The organism is Lysinibacillus sp. NPDC056959, from assembly GCF_042674095.1.
GTDB classification, from domain to species: Bacteria; Bacillota; Bacilli; order Bacillales_A; family Planococcaceae; genus Lysinibacillus; species Lysinibacillus zambalensis.
In genome coordinates this window covers 378832-400800 of sequence record NZ_JBHURE010000001.1, presented here as the reverse complement: position 1 = coordinate 400800, position 21969 = coordinate 378832, and the positions used below count along the sequence as shown (strand labels likewise).

15 protein-coding genes are annotated in these 21969 nt (G+C 37.0%); 12 read left to right on the top strand and 3 right to left on the bottom strand.

Features of this window, described 5'->3' with window-relative positions; all coding sequences use genetic code 11:
* Window positions 1–319 precede the first annotated feature (319 nt).
* Genes ACFTQ7_RS01835 through ssuE form a run of 3 tightly spaced genes read left to right on the top strand, consistent with a single transcriptional unit; the run spans window position 320 to window position 2897 of the window.
* Window positions 320–1366: an LLM class flavin-dependent oxidoreductase gene (locus ACFTQ7_RS01835; RefSeq protein ID WP_386826978.1), complete on the top strand. Its 1047-nt coding sequence runs from the start codon at window positions 320–322 to the stop codon at window positions 1364–1366.
* Between the two features lie 11 nt (window positions 1367–1377).
* Window positions 1378–2337, top strand: coding sequence for an ATP-grasp domain-containing protein (locus tag ACFTQ7_RS01830; protein ID WP_386826977.1), 960 nt, complete (start codon window positions 1378–1380; stop codon window positions 2335–2337).
* 26 nt (window positions 2338–2363) lie between these two features.
* Entirely contained in the window at window positions 2364–2897 is a 534-nt protein-coding gene (gene ssuE / locus ACFTQ7_RS01825) for an NADPH-dependent FMN reductase (RefSeq protein ID WP_386826976.1), read from the top strand.
* A gap of 148 nt (window positions 2898–3045) precedes the next feature.
* Here the strand turns inward: ssuE and ACFTQ7_RS01820 are convergent, their stop codons facing one another.
* Window positions 3046–3201 (bottom strand): hypothetical protein, encoded by a 156-nt coding sequence (locus ACFTQ7_RS01820; RefSeq protein WP_386826975.1) that lies wholly within the window; start codon window positions 3199–3201, stop codon window positions 3046–3048.
* A gap of 208 nt (window positions 3202–3409) precedes the next feature.
* Between ACFTQ7_RS01820 and ACFTQ7_RS01815 the strand changes: the two genes are divergently transcribed.
* The 7 genes from ACFTQ7_RS01815 (at window position 3410) to ACFTQ7_RS01785 (ending at window position 16462) form a co-directional block, all read left to right on the top strand.
* Window positions 3410–4798 carry an aldehyde dehydrogenase gene (locus ACFTQ7_RS01815; RefSeq protein WP_386827019.1) on the top strand — a complete coding sequence of 463 codons (1389 nt, stop codon included), beginning with the start codon at window positions 3410–3412 and terminating at the stop codon, window positions 4796–4798.
* 511 nt (window positions 4799–5309) lie between these two features.
* Window positions 5310–6776 (top strand): UDP-N-acetylmuramoyl-L-alanyl-D-glutamate--2,6-diaminopimelate ligase, encoded by a 1467-nt coding sequence (locus tag ACFTQ7_RS01810; protein WP_386826974.1) that lies wholly within the window; start codon window positions 5310–5312, stop codon window positions 6774–6776.
* A gap of 287 nt (window positions 6777–7063) precedes the next feature.
* Window positions 7064–8641, top strand: coding sequence for a peptide chain release factor 3 (locus ACFTQ7_RS01805; RefSeq protein ID WP_386826973.1), 1578 nt, complete (start codon window positions 7064–7066; stop codon window positions 8639–8641).
* An 820-nt stretch (window positions 8642–9461) separates the two neighbouring features.
* Complete coding sequence (locus ACFTQ7_RS01800) at window positions 9462–12506, top strand: efflux RND transporter permease subunit (protein WP_386826972.1); 3045 nt, start codon at window positions 9462–9464, stop codon at window positions 12504–12506.
* Between the two features lie 135 nt (window positions 12507–12641).
* The gene (locus ACFTQ7_RS01795; protein ID WP_386826971.1) at window positions 12642–13727 is read left to right on the top strand and encodes an SDR family oxidoreductase; all 1086 of its coding nucleotides are present in this window, start codon (window positions 12642–12644) and stop codon (window positions 13725–13727) included.
* Window positions 13728–14238: 511 nt separating this feature from the next.
* Window positions 14239–15000 carry a TerC family protein gene (locus tag ACFTQ7_RS01790; RefSeq protein WP_386826970.1) on the top strand — a complete coding sequence of 254 codons (762 nt, stop codon included), beginning with the start codon at window positions 14239–14241 and terminating at the stop codon, window positions 14998–15000.
* Between the two features lie 106 nt (window positions 15001–15106).
* A complete protein-coding gene (locus tag ACFTQ7_RS01785; RefSeq protein ID WP_197142252.1) occupies window positions 15107–16462 on the top strand; it encodes a TrkH family potassium uptake protein in 1356 nt (451 codons plus the stop codon).
* Window positions 16463–16964: 502 nt separating this feature from the next.
* On the opposite strand, the gene ACFTQ7_RS01780 is transcribed toward ACFTQ7_RS01785, so the two are convergent.
* Entirely contained in the window at window positions 16965–18704 is a 1740-nt protein-coding gene (locus tag ACFTQ7_RS01780; protein WP_386826969.1) for a B12-binding domain-containing radical SAM protein, read from the bottom strand.
* A 199-nt stretch (window positions 18705–18903) separates the two neighbouring features.
* On the opposite strand from ACFTQ7_RS01780, the gene ACFTQ7_RS01775 reads away from it, so the two are divergent.
* Together ACFTQ7_RS01775 and ACFTQ7_RS01770 are read left to right on the top strand one after the other, a co-directional pair.
* Window positions 18904–20379 carry a PAS domain-containing sensor histidine kinase gene (locus ACFTQ7_RS01775; protein WP_386826968.1) on the top strand — a complete coding sequence of 492 codons (1476 nt, stop codon included), beginning with the start codon at window positions 18904–18906 and terminating at the stop codon, window positions 20377–20379.
* A 118-nt stretch (window positions 20380–20497) separates the two neighbouring features.
* The gene (locus tag ACFTQ7_RS01770; RefSeq protein WP_386826967.1) at window positions 20498–20944 is read left to right on the top strand and encodes a MarR family winged helix-turn-helix transcriptional regulator; all 447 of its coding nucleotides are present in this window, start codon (window positions 20498–20500) and stop codon (window positions 20942–20944) included.
* 282 nt (window positions 20945–21226) lie between these two features.
* Here ACFTQ7_RS01770 and ACFTQ7_RS01765 read toward each other — a convergent pair whose 3' ends face one another.
* Complete coding sequence (locus ACFTQ7_RS01765) at window positions 21227–21931, bottom strand: hypothetical protein (RefSeq protein WP_386826966.1); 705 nt, start codon at window positions 21929–21931, stop codon at window positions 21227–21229.
* Window positions 21932–21969 lie beyond the last annotated feature (38 nt).

The window sequence follows — 21969 nt, the reverse complement described above, 5'->3', positions numbered from 1 at the left end:
TCAACGCCTTCTTTGAAGCGAGTTTTTCTCATGTCATTGCTCCAAAAAAGGTCACCTGCCCAAATGTTTGTTCCTATGCAGATTATAATAAGCATTCGTACAGGCTTCAAGTAGCAAAATTTACCCTTAACAGAACAATCTAAAAATTCTGTTGACTTTATGTTTTGTTATGTTATGTTAATTCTATAAGAATACTTGGTTTTAAATTCGAGTTGACTAGAAGGCTTCTTTTTACGTAACGGATATTCTACGAACTAAACATAGGAGTTTTTTTATCTTTATGCTGTGAAGATTCATAAGGACTTAAGGAGGATGGAAAATGAGATTAGGATTTTGGTTACCGATTTTCGGAGGATGGTTACGTAATGTAGAAAATGAGAATATGCCTGCGACATTTGATTATGCAAAACAGGTTATTCAAACAGGAGAAAAACTTGGCTTTGATGCGACGCTTATTGCAGAACTATATTTAAATGATATTAAGGGCGTAAATGCTGACGTACTTGAGGCGTCGTCAACCGCCGCAGCTTTAGCAGCAGTTACTGAAAAAATTGAAATATTGGCTGCAGTTCGGCCTGGCTATCACAATCCTGCGGTAATGGCAAAAGTAGCCGCAAATATTGATCAAATTGCTAATGGTCGTTTTACTTTAAATGTAGTTTCAGCTTGGTGGGAAGAAGAAGCAAAGCAATATGGTGGTTATTTTACAGAGCATGGAGAACGTTATGACCGCACAGAGGAATTTATTGAGGTTTTAAAAGGTTTATGGACAGAAGAAACGTTCAGTTATGACGGTAAATATTACAAAATAGAAAATGCACATTTATCTCCTAAGCCAGTTGGAAAACCATACCCAAGACTTTACGCAGGTGGGGAAAGTGATCGCGGTAAAGAGGCAATTGCAAAGTTATGTGACGCCTATGTGATGCATGGCGGAACAGTAGAGGAAGTTGGGGCTAAAATTAAGGAAATGCTTGACCGTCGAAAAGCAATTGAAAAAGGACCATTCGAAACTTTCGGGATGGCTGCATATGTCATTGTGCGTGATTCAGAAGAAGAAGCACTTGCTGAACTAGCCCGAATTACCAATGTAGAGGATGCGGCAGGGTATGCAGGTTTTAATGACTTCACTAGTAAATCAAAGTTAGAGCAACAAATTACACTACAAGATTATTCAGTTTCAAACCGAGGGCTAAGACCAAATTTAGTAGGCACACCTCAGCAAGTGGCTGAGCGCATTTTAGCTTATGAAGAAGTTGGTGTAAATCTCTTGCTCCTTCAATTCTCTCCACATCTAGAAGAAATGGAACGTTTTGCAAGGGATGTTATGCCTTTAGTGAAAATAAAATCAGCTATCATACGGTAAGGAGCGATACTATGACTGCAAAAATTTATATTATTCATGAAAATGATGAGTGGACAATTCATTTAACAAACCGTTTAGATGAACTAAACCTACCCTATGAGGTTTGGCATTTGGCGAAAGGATTGATTGACCTATCAAAAGAGCCACCACAAGGAATTTTTTATAGTCGTATGAGTGCTTCATCACATACGAGGGGGCATGAATTTGCACCTGAACTAACGGAGGCAGTGCTTGCCTGGCTAGAGTATCATGGCCGTCCAGTTATTAATGGAAGTCGTGCCTTAAGATTAGAAGTAAGTAAGGTCAATCAATATTGTGCACTTGAAGCTGTTGGCATTCAAACACCTAAAACGATAGCGACAGTTGGTAAATCGCAGCTAATAGAAGCGGCAGGAACAATTGGTACAACACCATTTATTACGAAGCATAATCGAGCAGGAAAAGGACTTGGGGTACAACTATTTCATTCAGTTGAAGCGCTAGAAGCATATGTAAATAGTGATACTTTTGAGTCACCTATAGATGGTATTACGCTTATTCAACAATATATAAAATCTCCAGATTCTTATATTACGCGATGTGAATTTGTTGGTGGTAAATTTTTATATGCAGTTCGTGTAGATACATCAGAAGGATTTGAACTTTGTCCTGCTGATAGCTGTCAAATAGTGGACCAGTTTTGCCCAGTAGGTGAAACAGCAACTAAGAAATCAAAATTTCAAATTATAGACAGTTTTTCAGATGAGTTTATAGGGCGATATGAAGAATTTTTAGGGAAAAATAAAGTAAGAGTCGCAGGGATTGAGTCGATTATCGATGAAGAAGGTAATATTTTTACATATGACGTAAATACCAATACAAACTATAATGCAGAAGCCGAAAAAGCTGTGGGGAAATATGGCATGTTAACTGTGGCCAAATACTTAGGGGATACATTACGTCAATATGAAAAAACATTGCAATTTTCGTAAGGACTATGTAAAGGGGAGTGGTTAATTTGATAAAAGCAGTTATTATTAATGGCAGTAATTCGAGAAATTCACGCGTGACAGCTATTCATGATAAGGTGGAAAATTCTTTAAAGGTAGAAGGAATAGCAGTACACACAAATTACGTACATGAACTGCCAGCTGAGGACTTAATTACGGCTAATTTTGCAAGTGAGGCCATCATTTCAGAAAATAAACAAGTTGAAGAAGCGGATATTATCGTGCTTTTGACGCCTATTTATAAAGCCTCATATTCAGGAATACTTAAAACTTATTTGGACTTACTGCCACAAAAAGCATTGCAAGGAAAAATTATCTTACCAATTGCTGTAGGTGGCTCTATTGGACATTTACTCGCATTAGAATATGCATTAAAGCCAATATTAGCTGTATTAGGGGCTACAAATATTGCACATTCTGTCTATATTGTTGATAAACAAATTATTCGGCTTGAAGATGGAAGCTTTGCCATCGAGGAAGAAGCAATTAACCGACTTGATGTAGAATTAAAACAATTACAGCAAATGGTATTGGTAAACTGAGGCGTCGCCCTTATATTCCGATAAAATGAGATTTTGTTCCGATAAATCTTCATTGTATTCATAATGACATCTACAACTTTTGGTGATGAGACATGAAGTACAAAATAGCGCATTATAGGAAATAACCACCTCCTATAACGCGCTATTTTTAATTAGCTTCAAGTTCTTCTTTTTTCTCAATCGGTGCTGTAGAGAGATATAAGAAAGCCTCATCTTGTAATAGCAATATTTTTTCTTCACTAATACCGTGCGCCAATGGTCCAGAAAAAATGGACTCCCACCAAGTTCCTGTTGTTATTGTCATTCATCTACGCCCCCGTTTCAAATTTTCAATATGTAGTTGTAAGTTTCTCGAAGTCACAAAATCGTCTACAGTTCTAACATATTCTTTACACATCCCCCGTTTAGAAAGAGGAATTTTGGTTGTCAATGTTGTATCGTATAGACAAAGATAGTTTGTTTCGAAATGAAAAAACTATGTATGCCATTTTTAAAAAAGGGGTGCTTTTATGATGAATTTTACGACACAAGATGTAGAAAATATGATTACAGAGCAACGTCAATTTTATTTTTCTCGAACGACGAAGAGTACAAAATTTCGAAAAGAGCAATTACTAAAACTGAAGAAAACGATTTTAAAATATGAAAAAGAAATTTTGAATGCTCTATATTTAGATTTACGTAAGAGTGAGTTTGAGGCATATGCAACAGAAATTGGCATTGTATTAGATAGTATTTCTTATATGGTAAAGCATGTTGAAGAGTGGATGAAACCTGAAGCTGTAAAGACACCGATTCAATATCAGGTGGGAAAAAGTTTTATTGTAAGAGAACCATTTGGCGTAACATTAATCATTGGTCCTTTCAATTATCCATTTCAACTTGTTATGGAGCCATTAATCGGGGCAATTGTTGGTGGTAATACGGCTATTGTAAAACCATCAGAAACATCTGTGCATACAGCAGCAATCGTTAAAAAAATAATTGAAGAAACATTTAATCCTTCATACGTGCGTGTTGTAGAAGGAGAGAAAGATGAAGTGACGGCGCTTATTCATGCGTCCTTTGACTATATATTTTTTACAGGGAGTGTGGCAGTCGGCAAAGTTGTTGCAAAGGCAGCGGCAGAACGATTAACACCAATTGCTCTCGAACTTGGCGGGAAAAGTCCTGCAATTGTCGATCAAACAGCCAATTTAGAAGTAGCCGCGAAAAGAATTGCATGGGGAAAATTCACAAATACCGGACAAACTTGTGTAGCACCAGATTATATCCTTGTCCATAAAGAAGTCTATGACCGATTTATGAAAATATTGAAAGCAACTATTCGATCTTTCTATGGTAAAAACGCAATAAAAAGCCCTGACTACGGCCGTATTGTCAATCTAAGACAATTTGATCGGCTACAGCAAATTATTGTAGAAGAACGTGATGCCATTACATTTGGTGGTAGAACAGATCGTGATGATTTGTATATGGAGCCTACTATTATTGAATATGTGAAATGGTCAAGTCCTTCGATGCAGGATGAACTATTTGGTCCAATTTTACCTGTGATGATGTATGATGATTTACCGCTAGCCATTCACCAAATTCGTCAGTTACCAAAACCTTTAGCGGCGTATTTTTTCTCCGAGCATGAGAAAGCTATTCAGTACTTTTTAGAGGAACTACCATTTGGTGGCGGGTGTATAAATGATACGATTACACATGTTGGAAATTTACATTTACCATTTGGCGGTGTCGGGTCATCGGGGGTAAAAGCATACCATGGGAAAGCAAGTTTTGAAAACTTTACTCATCCCAAATCAATATTAAAAAAATCTTCTAAGTTAGAGACGAATGTTCTCTTTCCCCCTTATAAACAAAAGGTTAAGCTTGTGAGAACTATAATGAAATAGTAAAAGGAGGTGTCGAATCATTAAAGATTCTTGACACCTCACTTTTTTTAGGGGAAATGTAGTTGTCGATAAATGTCGGTTTTTTTATAAAGTAAGTACATTTCGAGCATTTAAGCCATATATAAGCTGTTTGGAGGGAAAGCACGGGTTGAAAACTTTTAGAGAGCGCAGAAATGGAATGAAGGCTAAGAGCAACTGATAATGCTCTTTTGACTAGCTCGATGGTACAACTGCGCCTTGCTTCAAAGAGCTCATCGATGTTCCGAGTAGACGCTCAGCCGGATGGAAATCAACACCACGCGATGGTGATGAGCGAAATTTTAGTGAAATATTAAAGATATATTAAAATGATAGCGTTTTCATCGGAAAAACGTCCTAACAAGCATTTTCTTTATGGGCGAATAAGTAGTAAAATAAATTCAATAGATTGTGGGGGACTCATCTTGTCATTTATTGTCGAATAAACAACAAATGATGAAATGAATGTAGAGATTGAATGGAGGACTATGAAATGTATGCAGAGGAATTGTTGAATGCATTACCTTTGAAAAAAATAATTGGAGTGCTACCTGATCAAGTAACTGATATTGTAATTGATTCACGTAGTGTGCAACCAAATAGTATGTTTGTTTGTATTAAAGGTTATACGGTAGATGGTCATAACTATGCACAGAAAGCTGTTGAAGGTGGCGCAACAATTGTTGTGACAGAACGACAGTTACCATTAGAAGAAACGATTGCGCAAGTCATTGTGAAAGATACGGATCGAGCAGTTGGCTTGTTAGCTGCAAAGTTTTTTGACTATCCATCAAAGGATATGGCGATGATTGGTGTAACAGGAACAAATGGGAAAACATCAGTAACAGGAATTATTCAAAACATCATGCATGGTATGGGCGAAAAATCCGCGCTATCAGGGACAATCGGCTTTAATTTGAATGGTATTTTATATGAATCAGCCAATACTACAAGCGATGCATTATCGACACAACAAATGATATTCCGTGCAAAAATGGAAGGTTGCCGATTAATGACTATGGAGGTATCTTCACATGGTTTAGCACTTGGACGTCTAGCTGGCGTAGAATATGATGTAGCTATTTTTACAAATCTTACACATGATCATCTTGATTTCCATGGAACGATGGAGGAATATGGCCATGCGAAAGGCTTATTATTCTCTCAACTCGGACAAGACTTAGAAAAGAATAAATTTGTCGTATTAAATGCCGATGATGCTTGGTCAGAACGCTATGCAGCGATGACACCATTTCCAGTATGGACATATGGTTTGAAAAATGAAACAGCAGATTTCCGAGCTATTAACTGTGAGTATCATGATTTCATGACTTCTTTTGACGTTGAAACGCCAGAAGGAATATACCGTGTGAAAATGCATTTACTTGGGGAATTTAATATATACAATGTACTTGCAGCTATGGTTGCTTTTTATGGACGTGGTTATTCAATTGAAACAATTATTGAGCAAGTTGAGCAAATACCACCAGTAAAGGGACGTATGGAGAAAGTTTGCTCAGATTTACCGGTGCAGATGTTTATTGATTATGCACATACGCCTGATGCAATTGAAAAGGCGATTTCTTCAGCTCAACCATATAAAAAAGGTAAACTTATTTTCTTAGTTGGCACAGGTGGCAATCGTGATAAATCGAAACGTCCAACAATGGCAGAAAAGGCATCAGCTGCTGATTACGTTATATTAACGACAGATGACCCGCGCTATGAAGAATACGATAGTATTACAGGTGATCTTGCCAAAGGGATGTTACATGATAATTATGCATGTATAGGCGACCGTGCTGAAGCCGTGCGCCATGCGATTGAGGTTGCTGAACCAGGAGATATCATTATTTTTGCTGGTAAAGGACATGAAGATTATCAAATTATTGAGAATACTAAATATCCACATAGTGATGCGGATATTGCAATAGAAGCTGGCCAATTAAAATTTGTATAATATATGATCTCCAATTAGGATGTTAGAGTGTACGATAGTGTGAATAAATGCATGTAGTCATGCGATAAGTTCACCATACTTTGAAACCCCTTTTAGTCTAAGGGGTTTTCTTTTTGGGTTAACATGAAGGTGAATGTATGGAAAGAAAATGATCTTCATCGGAGTGTTTGAGGAACTATCTACATTGGACCTAGCTAAGTATTCTTTGGGGAATTCATGTAAAAAGGTTGTAAGAAAGGCAAGTCTTCTTTTATTATTAGTAAGTATGAAAAAAGGAGAATGACGAGATGAATTCAAATTTAGAAAAAGATATATTATCACGTCGAACTTTTGCCATTATCAGTCACCCTGATGCTGGGAAAACGACGATTACAGAAAAGCTTTTACTATTTGGTGGTGCGATTCGTGATGCCGGTACGGTAAAAGGGAAGAAAACAGGTAAGTTTGCAACATCTGACTGGATGGAGATTGAAAAACAACGTGGGATTTCTGTAACATCTTCAGTTATGCAATTCGATTATAATGGATCACGTGTCAATATTTTGGATACTCCAGGTCACCAAGATTTCTCGGAGGATACGTATCGTACATTAATGGCGGTGGATAGTGCTGTCATGGTTGTAGATGCTGCCAAAGGTATTGAAGCACAAACTTTAAAGCTGTTCAAAGTTTGTAAAATGCGTGGTATTCCAATTTTTACGTTTATTAATAAACTTGACCGTCAAGGGAAGGAGCCACTTGAGCTGATAGAAGAGCTTGAGGAGGTATTGGGCATTAACGCTTACCCAATGAACTGGCCGATTGGTATGGGTAAAGAGTTTTTAGGTATTTATGATCGTTATAATAAACGTATCGAGCAATTCCGTTCTGATGAAGAAGAACGTTTCTTGCCAATTGATGAAAATGGGGAACTTGCAGTTGAACATCCGATGAAGGTGACTTCTTATTATTCACAAGCAATGGACGACATTATGTTGCTTGACGAAGCGGGTAATGAGTACTCAGAAGAAAAAATTCGTCGTGGTGAATTAACACCTGTTTTCTTTGGTTCTGCATTAACAAATTTCGGTGTACAAACATTCCTTGAAACATATTTGCAATTTGCACCGACACCACAGCCTCGCATTACTGAGAATGAATTATTTATTGATCCAGTTGAGCATGAGGAGTTTTCAGGCTTCATTTTCAAAATTCAAGCGAATATGAACCCTGCACACCGTGACCGTATTGCCTTTGTGCGTATCGTATCGGGTAAATTTGAGCGTGGCATGAACATGACTTTATCTCGTACAGGTAAATCATTCAAAGTGACACAATCTACACAATTCCTAGCGGATGACCGTGAAACAGTAGATGAAGCAGTAGCTGGTGATATTATCGGTTTATATGACACAGGTACTTATCAGATTGGCGACACAGTCGTAGGTGGTAAAAAGACATTCCAATTTGAAAAACTGCCACAGTTCACTCCGGAGCTATTTGTGCGTGTAACTGCGAAAAATGTTATGAAATCTAAGCAATTCCATAAAGGGATTTTACAATTAGTGCAAGAAGGCGCTATTCAATATTATAAAACATTGCATACAGAAGAAGTTATTCTTGGAGCAGTTGGTCAATTACAATTTGAAGTTTTTGAGCATCGTATGAAAAATGAATATAATGTTGAAGTGAAGATGGAGCCAATTGGTTCGAAAATTGCAAGATGGATTGAAAACGAAGAGGATGTTAAAGAATCTATGTCTTCAGGTCGTTCAATGCTTGTAAAAGACCGTTTTGATAATCTTGTTTTCTTATTTGAAAATGAATTTGCTATGCGTTGGTTTGCAGATAAAAACGAAAACATTAAATTGTATAGCCTTTTATAATAAAAAGCAAAATTGTCAGGTTGATTTCCGTTCCAGTCTACCCGCTTTCCCACGGGAGTCGAGTAGCCTTCCACTCCAATCAACAATAGCGTAGAGCTTTTATCATTTTTAGGCATTTCAAAAGTGAACAAACTAACACGAATCGCATGTTGCGATTCGTGTTTTTTTACAAGGGAAATTAGAGCTATATGTAGAATATATACAATATTAGGAAATATAAGGTTGGGCACCGTAACGTGTGGTTGATTTCCGTTCCGACTGGGCGCTTTGTTGCTGCCGCTACGCTTTCGCACAGTTAAAACATTTGCCGCTGCCGCTTCGCTTTCGCGCAGATAAAACATTTGCTGCCGCTACGCTTTCGCGCAGATAAAACATTTGCTGCCGCTACGCTTTCGCACAGATGAAACATTCGCTGACGCTTCGCTTTCGCGCAGAGCAGAGCTTCCTGGGGGCGTCCGATGAGCCGCTCCGGGGTCTCGGGTCAACACGATGTTGGTCACGAAGGCGTTATCACAGGACGTGATGGTTTTAGCCTTCGTTCCTCTATCGCTAATCCCCAAGGAGTCGCCCAGTCGGAACGAAGATCAGCTTAAATAGGGTATTCGTTATAACTTCTTTCAGCTGGTATCCAAACACCGCTGAAAGAAGTTAAAGCCTCCGGACGCAATTATGCCGAGGCATAGTTGATCAAATTGCATTTCCTAATTTTCACGTTGTGCTATATATTAAACCTATAATACATGGAGGAGTTTTTAAATTTATAAAATATTCGCCTTTTCGGGTATTATAGAAGGGAAGAGATGGAAAAGGAGCTTGCGAAGTGAACATTAGTAATTTTTCTATTAAAAGGCCTGTTTTTACTATAGTTACAATGATATTAGTCATTATTTTAGGTGGCGTTTCATTATTAAAAATACCTATTACGCTTATTCCTGAGTTACGTCCACCAATTGGCATCGTTGTTACCTCTTATCCTGGTGCAAGTCCGACCGAGGTTAATGAGAAAATAACAAAGCCCTTAGAGACAACGCTTGCCACCTTACCAGGGATCAAAAAACTACAGTCTACCTCTCAAGAAGGATCCAATTTAATTGTTCTCGAATTTGATTGGTCAACCAATATTGAAGATGCTCAGCTCGATATTTTACAACGCATCGACATGACCCCTTTACCGAATGATGCTGAGAAACCTAGCTTTTTAAAATTTGATCCATCTCAGTTTCCTATCATACAACTTTCACTACGGGCGGAAAATGACCATGTAGATGTGCGTTTACTGGCAGAAGCTTTGGAAAAGGAACTTCGTCGAACTGCTGGTGTCGCGAGTGTAAATATTTCCGGTAAGCTAGTCGAAGAAGTTCAAATAACTTTAGATGAATCGAAGTTAGTTGAAAAAGGATTAACTCAAGCAGATGTTATTCAAATTATTCAATCGAACAATGTTTCTCTTCCTGGAGAACCCGTATTAACAGCAGATGGAAAGATGTTAACAACTCGTATTTTAAGCACATTAAATTCACCTGAAAGCATTGCAGAATTAATCATTTCGGTAAATCCTCTAGATGGTAAAGCATTAACAGTTGGAGAAGTAGCAACTGTTGAACGCACGGAGCAAAAATCTATAACTACGACACGTGCAAATGAGCATCCTGCAGTATTAATGTCTGTATTACAGGAATCGGGCGCTAATACGGCAGAAGTATCCAAAGCTTTCAAAAAGGCTTTAAATGAATTATTGACGAAGAAGCAATATGAAGGAATCGTTGCAGACGTGCTAGTGGACCAAGGTAATTACGTAGATTTAGCGATTAGCAATATCGGAACTTCTTTACTTTTAGGTGGATTATTCGCAATGTTCGTGTTATTTGTCTTTCTACGAAGTGTGAAAAGCCCTATTATTATTGGAATTGCGATTCCATACTCGGTTATTGTTACATTTGTTTTAATGTTTTTCGCCAATTTCTCACTCAATATTATGACATTAGGTGCGTTAGCACTTGGCATCGGTATGCTTGTTGATAATGCTATCGTTGTTATAGAAAACATTGAACGACATTTAGGAATTGGCAAGGATCCTATCGAAGCAGCTAAGGAAGGGACAAAGGAAGTGGCACTTGCGATTACGGCGTCCACGCTCACAACAATTGCAGTATTCATTCCTGTAATGTTTATTAAAGGATTAATAGGGCAAATTTTCACAGAATTTGCTTTAACTATTTCCTTTAGCTTAATCGCTTCTTTAGTCGTTGCGTTAACGGTTGTCCCAATGCTTGCAAGTCGTCTTTTAAAAATGAAATCAATCAATGTTTATGAAAAACGAAATGAATCATCCTTTTACAAGAGCTACAAAACATCAATTATTTGGGTATTGCGTCACCGTATGCTTGTACTAATCTCAACAGTTGTCTGTTTTGGACTTGCCTTGTTTGGACTTATGAAAATTGGCACAGAGTTTTTACCGCCAACCGATGAAGGATTTGCATCCATAAGTGTAAATCTTGAAAAAGGGGTAGCCGTATCAGAAACAGAAAAAGTGGTTGCGAAAATTGAGGAACGTTTGAAACAGGAGAAAGATGTTGACGTATATGTTAGCTTAATCGGTGGTACACAACAAGCACAAGCTCGGGGACAAACAAGTGCCAACCAAGCTGAGCTATATGTAAAGCTTGTCCCTTTAGCAGATAGGGATCGTTCGATTTTTGAATTTGTAGAAGAGGTTGAAGGAGATTTGCATGCAAAGCTAGGGGAGCAAGTTGAAATCAACTTCAATGTCTCAACGACAACAGGTTCGTCACCAAATACATTAACGTTTAGGTTAACAGATTCTGATGAGAGAAGACTTCATAGCTCTGTTGATAAAGTGCAGCAGGAGCTATCAAAGGTGAATGCTATCACAAAGGTATCTACGGATTTAGATATCACTGTAAAAGAAATTCAAGTCGAAGTAGACCGTGAAAAGGCGAAGGACTACGGATTTGTGCCTGCACAAATTGCTCAGACGGTCAATCAAATGACAAAGGGTCAGCTAACTACGCAATTAATGGCAGAGGATGGTGCTGTATTGCCTGTTTATACAGGCTTTGGACAAGTGTTTAATGATAGTATCGAGTCATTAAAATCGATGCAGCTACGTTCACCTGCAGGTTTATTTGTAAAACTAGAGGACATTGCAACTGTTTCTGTACAAGAAGGGCCAGTATCGATAAGACGTTCTGATCAGGCTGCTGCTGTTGCATTTTTTGTAGAATATAAAACGAAAGAATCGCTAGGAGGCATCTCAGCTAAAGTGGACAAAGCATTGGAAAAAGCGGATTTGCCGACTGAAACTCAAGTTGTCTTTAGTGGAGATCGTGAGCTATATGATAGTGCAATTAATGATATGCTTTTAGCAGTTGCGTTAGCGGTCGTACTTGTATATATCGTGATGGCCGCACAGTTTGAATCTTTTAAATATCCATTTGTTATCATGTTCACAGTACCTTTAATGATTATTGGTGTTGCTATTGCTATGTTTGCTACGAACACGCTAATTGGTGTGACATCAGTTATAGGCATCTTAATATTAGTTGGAATTGTCGTGAATAACGGAATTGTCCTTGTAGATTACATTAATCAACAAAAAGCTAGAGGACTGGCGACGTATGATGCGATCATACTTGCTACACAAGATCGACTTCGACCAATTTTAATGACTGCACTAACAACGATTTTAGGATTGCTACCACTTGCTCTTGGCATCGGTGAAGGAACAGAGATGAATAGACCGATGGGAATTGTCGTAATCGGAGGGCTTGTGACATCAACTTTATTGACACTATATATTGTACCGATCGTGTACAGCTTAACTTCTTCTAAAAGAAGTTAAAGCCTCCGGCGGATGTCACGGAATCGGAAAGGAGTCCTTTATGCAACAAAGGCGATTCTGGACGCAATTATGCCAAGGTATAATTGATTGGATAAAAAAACTAGGAAGATGCGGTAAGTTCAGGGGGGATGAGAGATGGGGAGGCATTTTTTTACAGGCTTTCCGGGTTTTATTTCAAGTCAATTAATACGAGAGTTATTTCGAAAAAATCAATCACAGGAAGTCATCACTATTGTTTTAGCTGGTGAGTTAATAAAAGCAAATTTAGAAAGAGAACATATTTTAGCGGAGTTTCCTAACTGTTCTATTCGTATTGTAGAGGGAGATATTACATTACCGAATCTCGGTCTAGAAGACCAAGCTGTACAGGAAATTGTACCTCAAATAGAGGTGCTCTGGCATCTGGCTGCCATTTATGATTTAGCCGTACCACGCGATATCGCATGGAAGGTAAATGTGCATGGTACGACTATGGTCAATGATTTTGTTCGTACACTTCCAAACGTAAGACGCTATATGTATTTCAGTACAGCGTATGTCGCAGGAATACGCGAAGGTATTTTGAGAGAAAATGAATTAATTCGCCCGCCTGCATTTAAAAACTATTATGAGGAAACAAAATATGAAGCGGAGCATCTGGTAAAGGATTTGAAATTAGAAATACCACTGACAATTATTCGACCTGGTATCGTACGTGGACATTCCGAAACAGGAGAAACGATTAAATTCGATGGGCCGTATTTCTTTTTAAATATGGTAGATAAATTAAAATGCCTACCTTTTATTCCGTACATTGGTCAATCGAAATCAACAATAAATGTAGTGCCAGTGGATTACATTATAAAGGCTTCGACTTATCTAGTTGATGAAAAATGTGCTGAAGGGAAAACATTACATCTAACGGACCCAAATCCGCATCCGGTGCAGGAAGTGTATCGGACGATGGTTAAATTATTAACGAACCATTACCCTAAGGGGCGATTACCGCTAACACTAGCAAGACTATCTTTACAAGTCCCACTTCTTCGGAAAAATCTAGGTGTTGAGCAAGAAACTTTAGATTATTTAACTTGGGATGCTAAATTCGATACGTTGGAAGCAGAGACTATTTTGAAAAAAGGTAATATTACATGCCCCGACTTTATACAAACTATGCCAAGAATGATTGAATTTTATTTAGCGCATAAAGAGGATAAAAGCTATCAAATTCAAATAAAGTGACTTCAAGTAGTAGTACACTAATTGAGGTTGATGCAATCGGCTACAGATGTGTTTATTGGGAAATATAGGTTTGTTATTAATTGATAAAAGCATTTTTAGTTTATTTTTTGCTAATGTATGCCAATTTTAACTAATAGTAGCCCGTAGCGGAAATCAGAGCCTTCTATTAGATAGTAGGGTAGAATAATTTTGCCACTCCTATATGATAGTGCTATAATGAGTTAACAGAAGAAGAACCTTCGACGTTTTGTCAAAGGGGAGTAGCTAACAGATACGAGCGATGTATCTGGATTACATCCGTCAGGACATGGTTTTTACCATCGGGTGTGATAAGCGATTAACTCTATGCTTGCGGAATTCATTCCACTAGTAATAGAGAGGTACTGATGAATTGTCAGATATTATTTGCTTAGCGAGACCTTTGCCTTTTAATAGGGGCAGAGGTCTTTTCTTTTGTACTCGTATAGTGAAAACTAATTTGGGTATACAGAGCTTTAGAGGAGGCACATGAATGGAATCAATTGTATTACAATACGGTTGGGTACTTATTGTACTTGTAGTATTAGAAGGGTTATTAGCAGCAGATAATGCAGTAGTAATGGCTGTGATGGTGAAGCATTTACCACATGAGCAACAAAAAAAGGCACTATTTTATGGATTATTCGGTGCATTAATTTTCCGATTCGCAGCACTATTTGTCATTACAGTATTAGTGAATTATTGGCAAATTCAAGCATTGGGAGCAGCTTACTTATTATTCATGTCCGCCAAAAATATATATGATTTGCGCCATAAAAAGAATTCAGAAGATGAATCTAGTGAAGAAACGAGGAAAAAGGGCTCTGGTTTTTGGATGACAGTGCTTAAGGTAGAGGCAGCGGATATTGCATTTGCTATTGATTCTATGCTTGCTGCAGTTGCCATCGCGGTCACTTTACCGAAGGTAGGAAGCTTTGATATTGGTGGCATCAATGGTGGACAATTTATTGTCATGTTACTTGGTGGGTTTATCGGAGTGATCATGATGCGATTTGCGGCACAATGGTTTGTGAAAATATTAAATGACTACCCTTCACTTGAAACAGCTGCGTTTTTAATTGTAGGTTGGGTAGGCGTGAAGCTTGTTGTGTTGACTTTGTCACATGAGAAGGTGGGTATTTTACCTGCAGAATTTCCACATTCAACTGTGTGGGAGTTAACTTTCTGGATCGTACTAGTGGGCATCGCATTAGTAGGTTATTTAGTAGGAGTTCGTTTTAAAAATAAAGCTTAATATCATTTAGAGGGATAGTCGTAGCTATTCCTCTTTCTTTTTTTAAGTATTTTTCCTATACTAATATCTATCGAGTTTGGCATCATATTAGGAAGGGGTTGTCAACGTGCCCTGGAAAAGATCAAAAAATAGACTTGTTACACCTTTTCAGGTGCTTGTCTCTTATTATTTTATTGCTATAGCGATTTCCTTCCTGTTACTACGGCTACCAGGCGTTCATCAAGAAGGTGTACACGTTTCATTATTAGATAGCTTGTTTACGGCTGTAAGTGCAGTTAGTGTAACGGGTTTAACAACATTCGATATATCTGAAAGCTACACAACATTTGGCCTCGTGATGGTACTTGTCATTTTACAACTTGGCGCAATTGGCATTATGTCACTTGGTACCTTTGTGTGGTTACTAGTTGGGAAAAAAATAGGAATGCGTGAGCGTCAATTAATTATGATTGACCATAATCAATACAATTTGTCAGGGGTTGTCCAATTAATTCGCGAAATATTGAAAATCTTAATCGGTATTGAAGTGATGGGTGCGTTTATTTTAACGTTGCACTTTACAAACTATTTCGATACTTTCGAAGAAGCGCTGATTCATGGTGTTTTTGCCTCCGTTTCTGCTACTACAAATGGTGGTTTTGATATTACGGGCATGAGTTTATTACCGTTTCATAACGATTACTTTGTACAAATAATAACGATGTTATTAATTGTGCTAGGCGCGATAGGCTTCCCAGTATTAATTGAAGTGAAATCGTTTTTACTTCATCGCCATGCAAATTTCCGCTTTAGTTTATTTACAAAAATAACGACTTCTACATATGCAATTTTATTTGTGGTAGGGGCTCTCGTTATTTTATTGCTTGAATCATTCCATTCCTTTAAGGGAATGTCTTGGCATGAAGCGCTATTTTCTGCAATGTTCCATTCTGTTTCAACACGATCAGCTGGACTGACGACGTACGATGTCACAACCTTTAGTGAAGCGACAGATATTTTTATGAGCTTTTTAATGTTTATTGGTTCTTCGCCAAGTTCAGTTGGTGGAGGGATACGTACAACAACGTTTGCCATGGCTATTCTATTCCTAATTACCTTTTCACGAGGAAGAGAGGATATTCAAGTATTCGGACGTGAAATACATTTAATCGATGTATTCCGCTCGTTTGTTGTTATTTTATTGGCATTCTTTATGGTATTAGTCGCGACAATTATGTTACTCATTACTGAGCCACACGCATCACTGATTCAAATAATTTTTGAAATTACATCAGCGTTCGGAACGTGTGGGATGTCTTTAGGGATTACCTCGGATTTATCTGCATTTGGTAAAATTATTATTATGATTTTAATGTTCGTTGGTCGTGTCGGTTTAATCTCCTTCCTTTACACTCTTGGTGGTGGTGGTAGAGGAAAAAAATCAAGTTATCACTATCCTAAGGAACGAGTAATTATCGGGTAAGTACTAGACCATTCAATACTTGAATAGCCCCATATCTAAGATTGAATTAAAAAAAGAGCTAATGTAGCTCTTTTTTTATTTCCGTACTATTTTCCGGTTGCCAATAAGTTTATTGAACGAGAATTTTAAAGGTTAACTTAGTAGAAAATCTATTCATAAAGAGGGATTTAGATTGCGTAATTGACAAGGAATTGCCGTTGACACACAATTGTCGAAAAATTTTAAATTGTTTTTTCCTGGTTATTATGACTATTTAATAGGTAATATTTCCAATAAATAGCTATCAATACTTTGATATTTTCGAACTAAACTTTTTTAGGATAATAGTAATACTTGAAAGAACATCTGTTAAGTGTAATAAAGCTATCATTTTTAATTGCCATAGATTTAATAAAAATATAATTATATGGGTTATTTTTAAAGGGTGCTGAAAAATTTAAGAGTTTTTAATGTATGAAAAAAACGCTAGTCCTAAATTTTCTTCATGGACTAGCGTTTCTTATTATAAAGAGTCGATTGTTGCAAAATATGGAGCTTGACCGTGACGGAAGTAAGTTAAAAGATAGCCATTTTTTTGTACAATTTTGCCTTTTGAAAAATTTTGGTAATCAATGTAATGCGGAATAATGAGCGTATGTTTAAACAACTCTTTTTCAGATAGATTGAAGTTGGCAAATGTCTCACCTGCGATGGCAGGGTTTTCACGTAATGCCGAATAAAGTGCTTTTTGTTGCTCCTCTGTAGGACGCTCCTTCCACCATAATTTACGCGGCTGGAACTGTTGAGCCATTAAATAATCTAGTTGCATTAGGCTTTGAATGGTAGTTAAATCAGCACCTTCAACAGTTTCTAAAAACATTAATAAGCGAAGGAATAAATCCTCAAGCTGATGTCCGATACGCGACCAACCTTTAGTTTCCCAATAAGTACCGAAGTTTTGGAAGAAATCAAATGGTGTTTCAAACACTTCAGTTACTAAATATTCAATCGTATGATCCATACGGTGATCGTTCCAGTATTTCTCAAGCACGTCCTCTGCATGTTTAATGCGCACAATATCATCAAATGTTAAGACATTATTAGAGAAAATCTCGTAAGGTGATTGGTCTACATACGTATAGCCAAATTTTTCAGCCTCTAGACGAAGGCCTGTACCACGCAGAAGCTTAAGGAATCCAAGCTGTAATTCTTCTGGACGCATTGCGAAAACGTCATTAAAGGTTTGACGGAAGCTTGCATAATCCTCCTCTGGTAAACCAGCGATTAAGTCTAAATGCTGATCAATCTTTCCACCTTCTTTGACCATTGTCACTGTACGTGTTAGTTTTTCAAAGTTTTGACGGCGTTTCACGAGAGTATTTGTTAAATCGTTCGTTGATTGAACACCGATTTCAAAACGGAAAAGACCTTTTGGTGCGTTATCATTTAAAAACTGGATAACCTCAGGACGCATAATATCAGCGGTAATTTCAAATTGGAATACAACCCCAGGCTTATGTTCATCGATTAAAAACTGGAACATTTCCATCGCATAGCTGCGGCTTATATTAAATGTACGGTCAACAAATTTAATAGTACGTGCACCGTTGTCCATCAAGAATCGAATATCTTCTTTTATTTTTTCTCGGTTAAAATAACGAACCCCTACTTCAATAGAAGATAAACAAAATTGACAGCTAAATGGACAGCCACGACTTGTTTCAATATATTGGATTCGTTTGCTTAGATGAGGGAGGTCCTCCTCGAAACGAAATGGACTTGGCAATTCACGTAAATCAATTTTTGGTGCTTGTGCGTGAATTCGTACTTTACCATCCTCTAAGTAGCAAATCCCTGGAACATCCTCCAATGCTATTTCTCCATGCAAATGGCGTAGTAATTGTTTAAAGGAAGTTTCTCCTTCACCCATAACAATGAAATCAACCTCTTCAATTCTACGTAACCAATGGTGCGAATCGTAAGAAACTTCAGGTCCGCCGAGCAAAATTTTAACATTTGGACAGACAGTTTTTAACATCTTGATGACGTGAATGGTTTCTTCGATATTCCAAATATAGCAACTAAATCCTACGATATCAGGTTTTTTTTGGAATAAATCTGATACAATATTAAAAGCAGGATCTTTAATTGTATATTCTGCAATGATCGGATTAAATTCTGGTAAAGCAGCACCTTTTAAATAACGCAGTGCTAAATTTGTGTGAATATACTTTGCATTTAAAGTAGTTAAAATAGTATTCATGAAATAATCTTCCTTTCAATTTCTAATTGTAACAGTCAAGTAGCTGTCAAACAATATAATCCTTTTTGCCTATTTATTTTGTGAACAGTTCGTGAAATAATTTTAAATACTTAAATTTACTAAATTTTGTAATAATAGAATCGTGCAGTCATAAAGTATAGTAAAGGCTCAAAATTCGATTAAGGGGTTTTTTACTCTATTGAAAGGTTCGGTGAGAAAGTTGAAGCAAAATGATATTAATCAATGTTTTGGAAATCTTATGACAAGTACTTCGTCACCAACACTTATTCTTAATAAAGTAGGTAAAATTTTAAACATGAATGAGGCTGCTGTTAAACTGTTTAACCTCAATTCATCGTATATAGGTTATTTAACAATGGACGAGTCCTCTAATTTAAATTGGGCAAAATTCGTTAAACAATTACAAAGTGATTTGAGATCAGAAGAAATCTTCAATATTCAAACAGCTAGTAATGAGTTTGAAATGATGTCTTTCAAATGTTTTTTTGATCCGAACACAGAAGAAATCGTTGCGCAAATTTCAACATTAAATAATGACATAGCTCATGAATTATATGTTAGCCAAGAGCAAGAGAGATCACAATCTTTCCATGCTTATGATCACTTACCGTACGCTGTTATTATAAGTGACGCTAGCGGGATTATTCTTGGGCTAAATAAGTATGCTGAGATGTATTTAAAAATAGAAAAATCGCAGCTTCTTCATAAGGCACACCAGCACATCTTTGATACTTTTACACTTAAGAAAGGCCAAATTACTTCATACCTTTCTAAACTGATGGGTGAAAAGCATGCAAATATTCATGTAGTCGATGAAACGCAAGTTATTACCCCTTGCTATTATGAAATTTCAAGTATCTATGATGAATACAACAATATTATTGTCACAGTCATTAATGATGAAACAGAAAAGAAACAACTTCAACATAAAGTTGAACATCAACAAGCTTTAAATGTTGTCGGTCAAATGGCCGCAAGTATCGCCCATGAAATCCGTAATCCATTAACTTCTTTAAAGGGCTTTACCGAATTATTAAAGTTAAATGCTGATGAAGAGTCCAGTATGTATTTATCTGTCATCGATAGTGAACTCCAACGGATGGAACAAATTTTATCCGAGCTTTTAGTATTGTCCAAGCCAACAAGTATGAAAGTAGAATTATTAGAGCTAAATAACATTGTGAAGCAAGTGATTGAGTTTATGCTTCCAGATGCGCTTATGAAAAATATTATGATTCAATACATTTCTCCTTCAACACAAGTATACATTGGTGGCAATGAGAATCGCTTAAAGCAAGTATTCATGAATCTTATTAAAAATGCGATGGAATCCATGAATAATGGTGGAACGATCACAGTAGAAATGACTGCTGACTGTGCAATTGTTGAATTACAGATTAAAGACGAAGGTGTCGGCATGGACAGTGCTACCCTTCAAAACTTATTCCAGCCTTTTTACACGACGAAATCAGCAGGGACAGGACTAGGCCTTGCTTTCGTGAAAAAGGTGATTGAAGAGCATGAAGGTGTAATAGGTGTGAGTAGTGAATTACAAAAGGGGACATGCTTCCACTTACAATTCCCCATTTACTCATTTAATCAGGTGGATACAATGGATGTGTCCACGAAAGATTCTGCTTATTTAGTAACATAAAAAGAGTCAATGTGTACCGTAAACGACATATGAGGCTTAAAATCAAATAATGCTTTTGACAATGCTTTTCTAATATCGCTATAATGGCAAGTATAAAGCGAATTGAGAGGAAAAGGATATGACGTCAGAAGATATAAAGCAATCTTTAAAATTGTATATCGTATTATCACGTGCACATAAAGCAATTAATGAGACAACCCATCAATTTTTTCAAGAGAATGGACTAAATCCTACTGAATTTGCTGTCTTAGAGCTTCTTTATCATAAAGGAAGACAGCCATTACAGCAAATTGGCAATAAAATTTTGCTTGCTAGTGGGTCTATTACGTATGTCATTGACAAACTTGAAAAAAGAGGATATTTATTACGTGTTTCATGTCCGTCAGATCGCCGTGTTACGTATGCAGAAATTACGGACAAAGGTGAAGCATTTATGGCGGAACTATTTCCAAAGCATGAACAGCATTTACATGAATTGATGAGCGTGCTATCTATTGAGGAAAAAGATCAAGCTATCACTTTATTAAAAAAATTAGGACTGTCTATTAAGGATTTGTCTTATTAAGAAGGGTTGTCTCAATGAATTTGAGGCAACTTTTTGTGTTGAACAAAAGGCTTAAAACTATTAGGGAGAGAACTTGGTGATTAACTTCATGGAAAAGGGGAAAGCGAGCGACAAAAAAGTATCTTGTCCTGCGTAAACGCCCTTGTAACCGTTCCTAGCTACCCATGGTACCAATCCGACCAATCGGAAGGGAAATGAGCCTCACGCTATGGTATAAACCGTATTAAAAACAATAAAAAGACTGTAGAGCAAACAAGTTTGTCTACAGTCTTTTTTGAATCATTATTTTTTAGAAATAGTTGCTGCCATTTTAAACATAGCATCAGTTAAATCTAGTTCTTCGTTATCGTGAATAGTTAATTTAATAATTAAACCATCTTTTTCAAAAACAACGCCGATTACTTTTTCTTTGACATCAACAAAATTTACAACATAACCTTCAATGTTTTTAATACCCTTAAATGCAGCTAGATCCTCAGAAGATAAAGTTGATGGTTCACCAACAGCATTCATATAATCTTGCATAGATGTTTTTACTTCATCATAGCTTGATTGTGAAACATCTTCGATACGCATGAATACTTCAGCATTTTCGTTAGAAATTAACATGTCTTTACCAGGTTCTTCTTGAGAAAGTGTAAATCCAGGTAGTTGTTGCATTTTATAGCCTTGATCAGCACTTTTCGATTCGCTTGCTGTTTCAGTTTTTTCTTTGCCTTTTTGTACATAGTTAACTTCTTGTTTCGGAGTATTTGCACTATCTGTAGTGTCTGCTTTGTCTGTAGTATCTTTATCTGTTTCATTTGTAGGCGTTTCTTCTGAGTCATTTACAGTTTTATCCTCAGCTGATGGTTTTTGCTGTTGTTCAGTATTTGATGGCTCATTTTTTTGAACATCAGAATCCTCTGTTTTATCAGAAGTGTTACATCCTACGACTAAAATGGCTGTTAGTATTAATGCAGGTAGAGAAATTAATTTTTTTTGCATGAAAAGCCCTCCTTTTATTATTAAACGTTGGTAAAGAG

Coding starts and splice junctions, on each gene's coding strand:
- ACFTQ7_RS01835 (WP_386826978.1), top strand. CDS start 320: ATGAGATTAGGATTTTGGTTACCGATTTTCGGAGGATGGTTACGTAAT.
- ACFTQ7_RS01830 (WP_386826977.1), top strand. CDS start 1,378: ATGACTGCAAAAATTTATATTATTCATGAAAATGATGAGTGGACAATT.
- ACFTQ7_RS01820 (WP_386826975.1), bottom strand. CDS start 3,201: ATGACAATAACAACAGGAACTTGGTGGGAGTCCATTTTTTCTGGACCA.
- ACFTQ7_RS01815 (WP_386827019.1), top strand. CDS start 3,410: ATGAATTTTACGACACAAGATGTAGAAAATATGATTACAGAGCAACGT.
- ACFTQ7_RS01810 (WP_386826974.1), top strand. CDS start 5,310: ATGTATGCAGAGGAATTGTTGAATGCATTACCTTTGAAAAAAATAATT.
- ACFTQ7_RS01805 (WP_386826973.1), top strand. CDS start 7,064: ATGAATTCAAATTTAGAAAAAGATATATTATCACGTCGAACTTTTGCC.
- ACFTQ7_RS01795 (WP_386826971.1), top strand. CDS start 12,642: ATGGGGAGGCATTTTTTTACAGGCTTTCCGGGTTTTATTTCAAGTCAA.
- ACFTQ7_RS01790 (WP_386826970.1), top strand. CDS start 14,239: ATGGAATCAATTGTATTACAATACGGTTGGGTACTTATTGTACTTGTA.
- ACFTQ7_RS01780 (WP_386826969.1), bottom strand. CDS start 18,704: ATGAATACTATTTTAACTACTTTAAATGCAAAGTATATTCACACAAAT.
- ACFTQ7_RS01770 (WP_386826967.1), top strand. CDS start 20,498: ATGACGTCAGAAGATATAAAGCAATCTTTAAAATTGTATATCGTATTA.
- ACFTQ7_RS01765 (WP_386826966.1), bottom strand. CDS start 21,931: ATGCAAAAAAAATTAATTTCTCTACCTGCATTAATACTAACAGCCATT.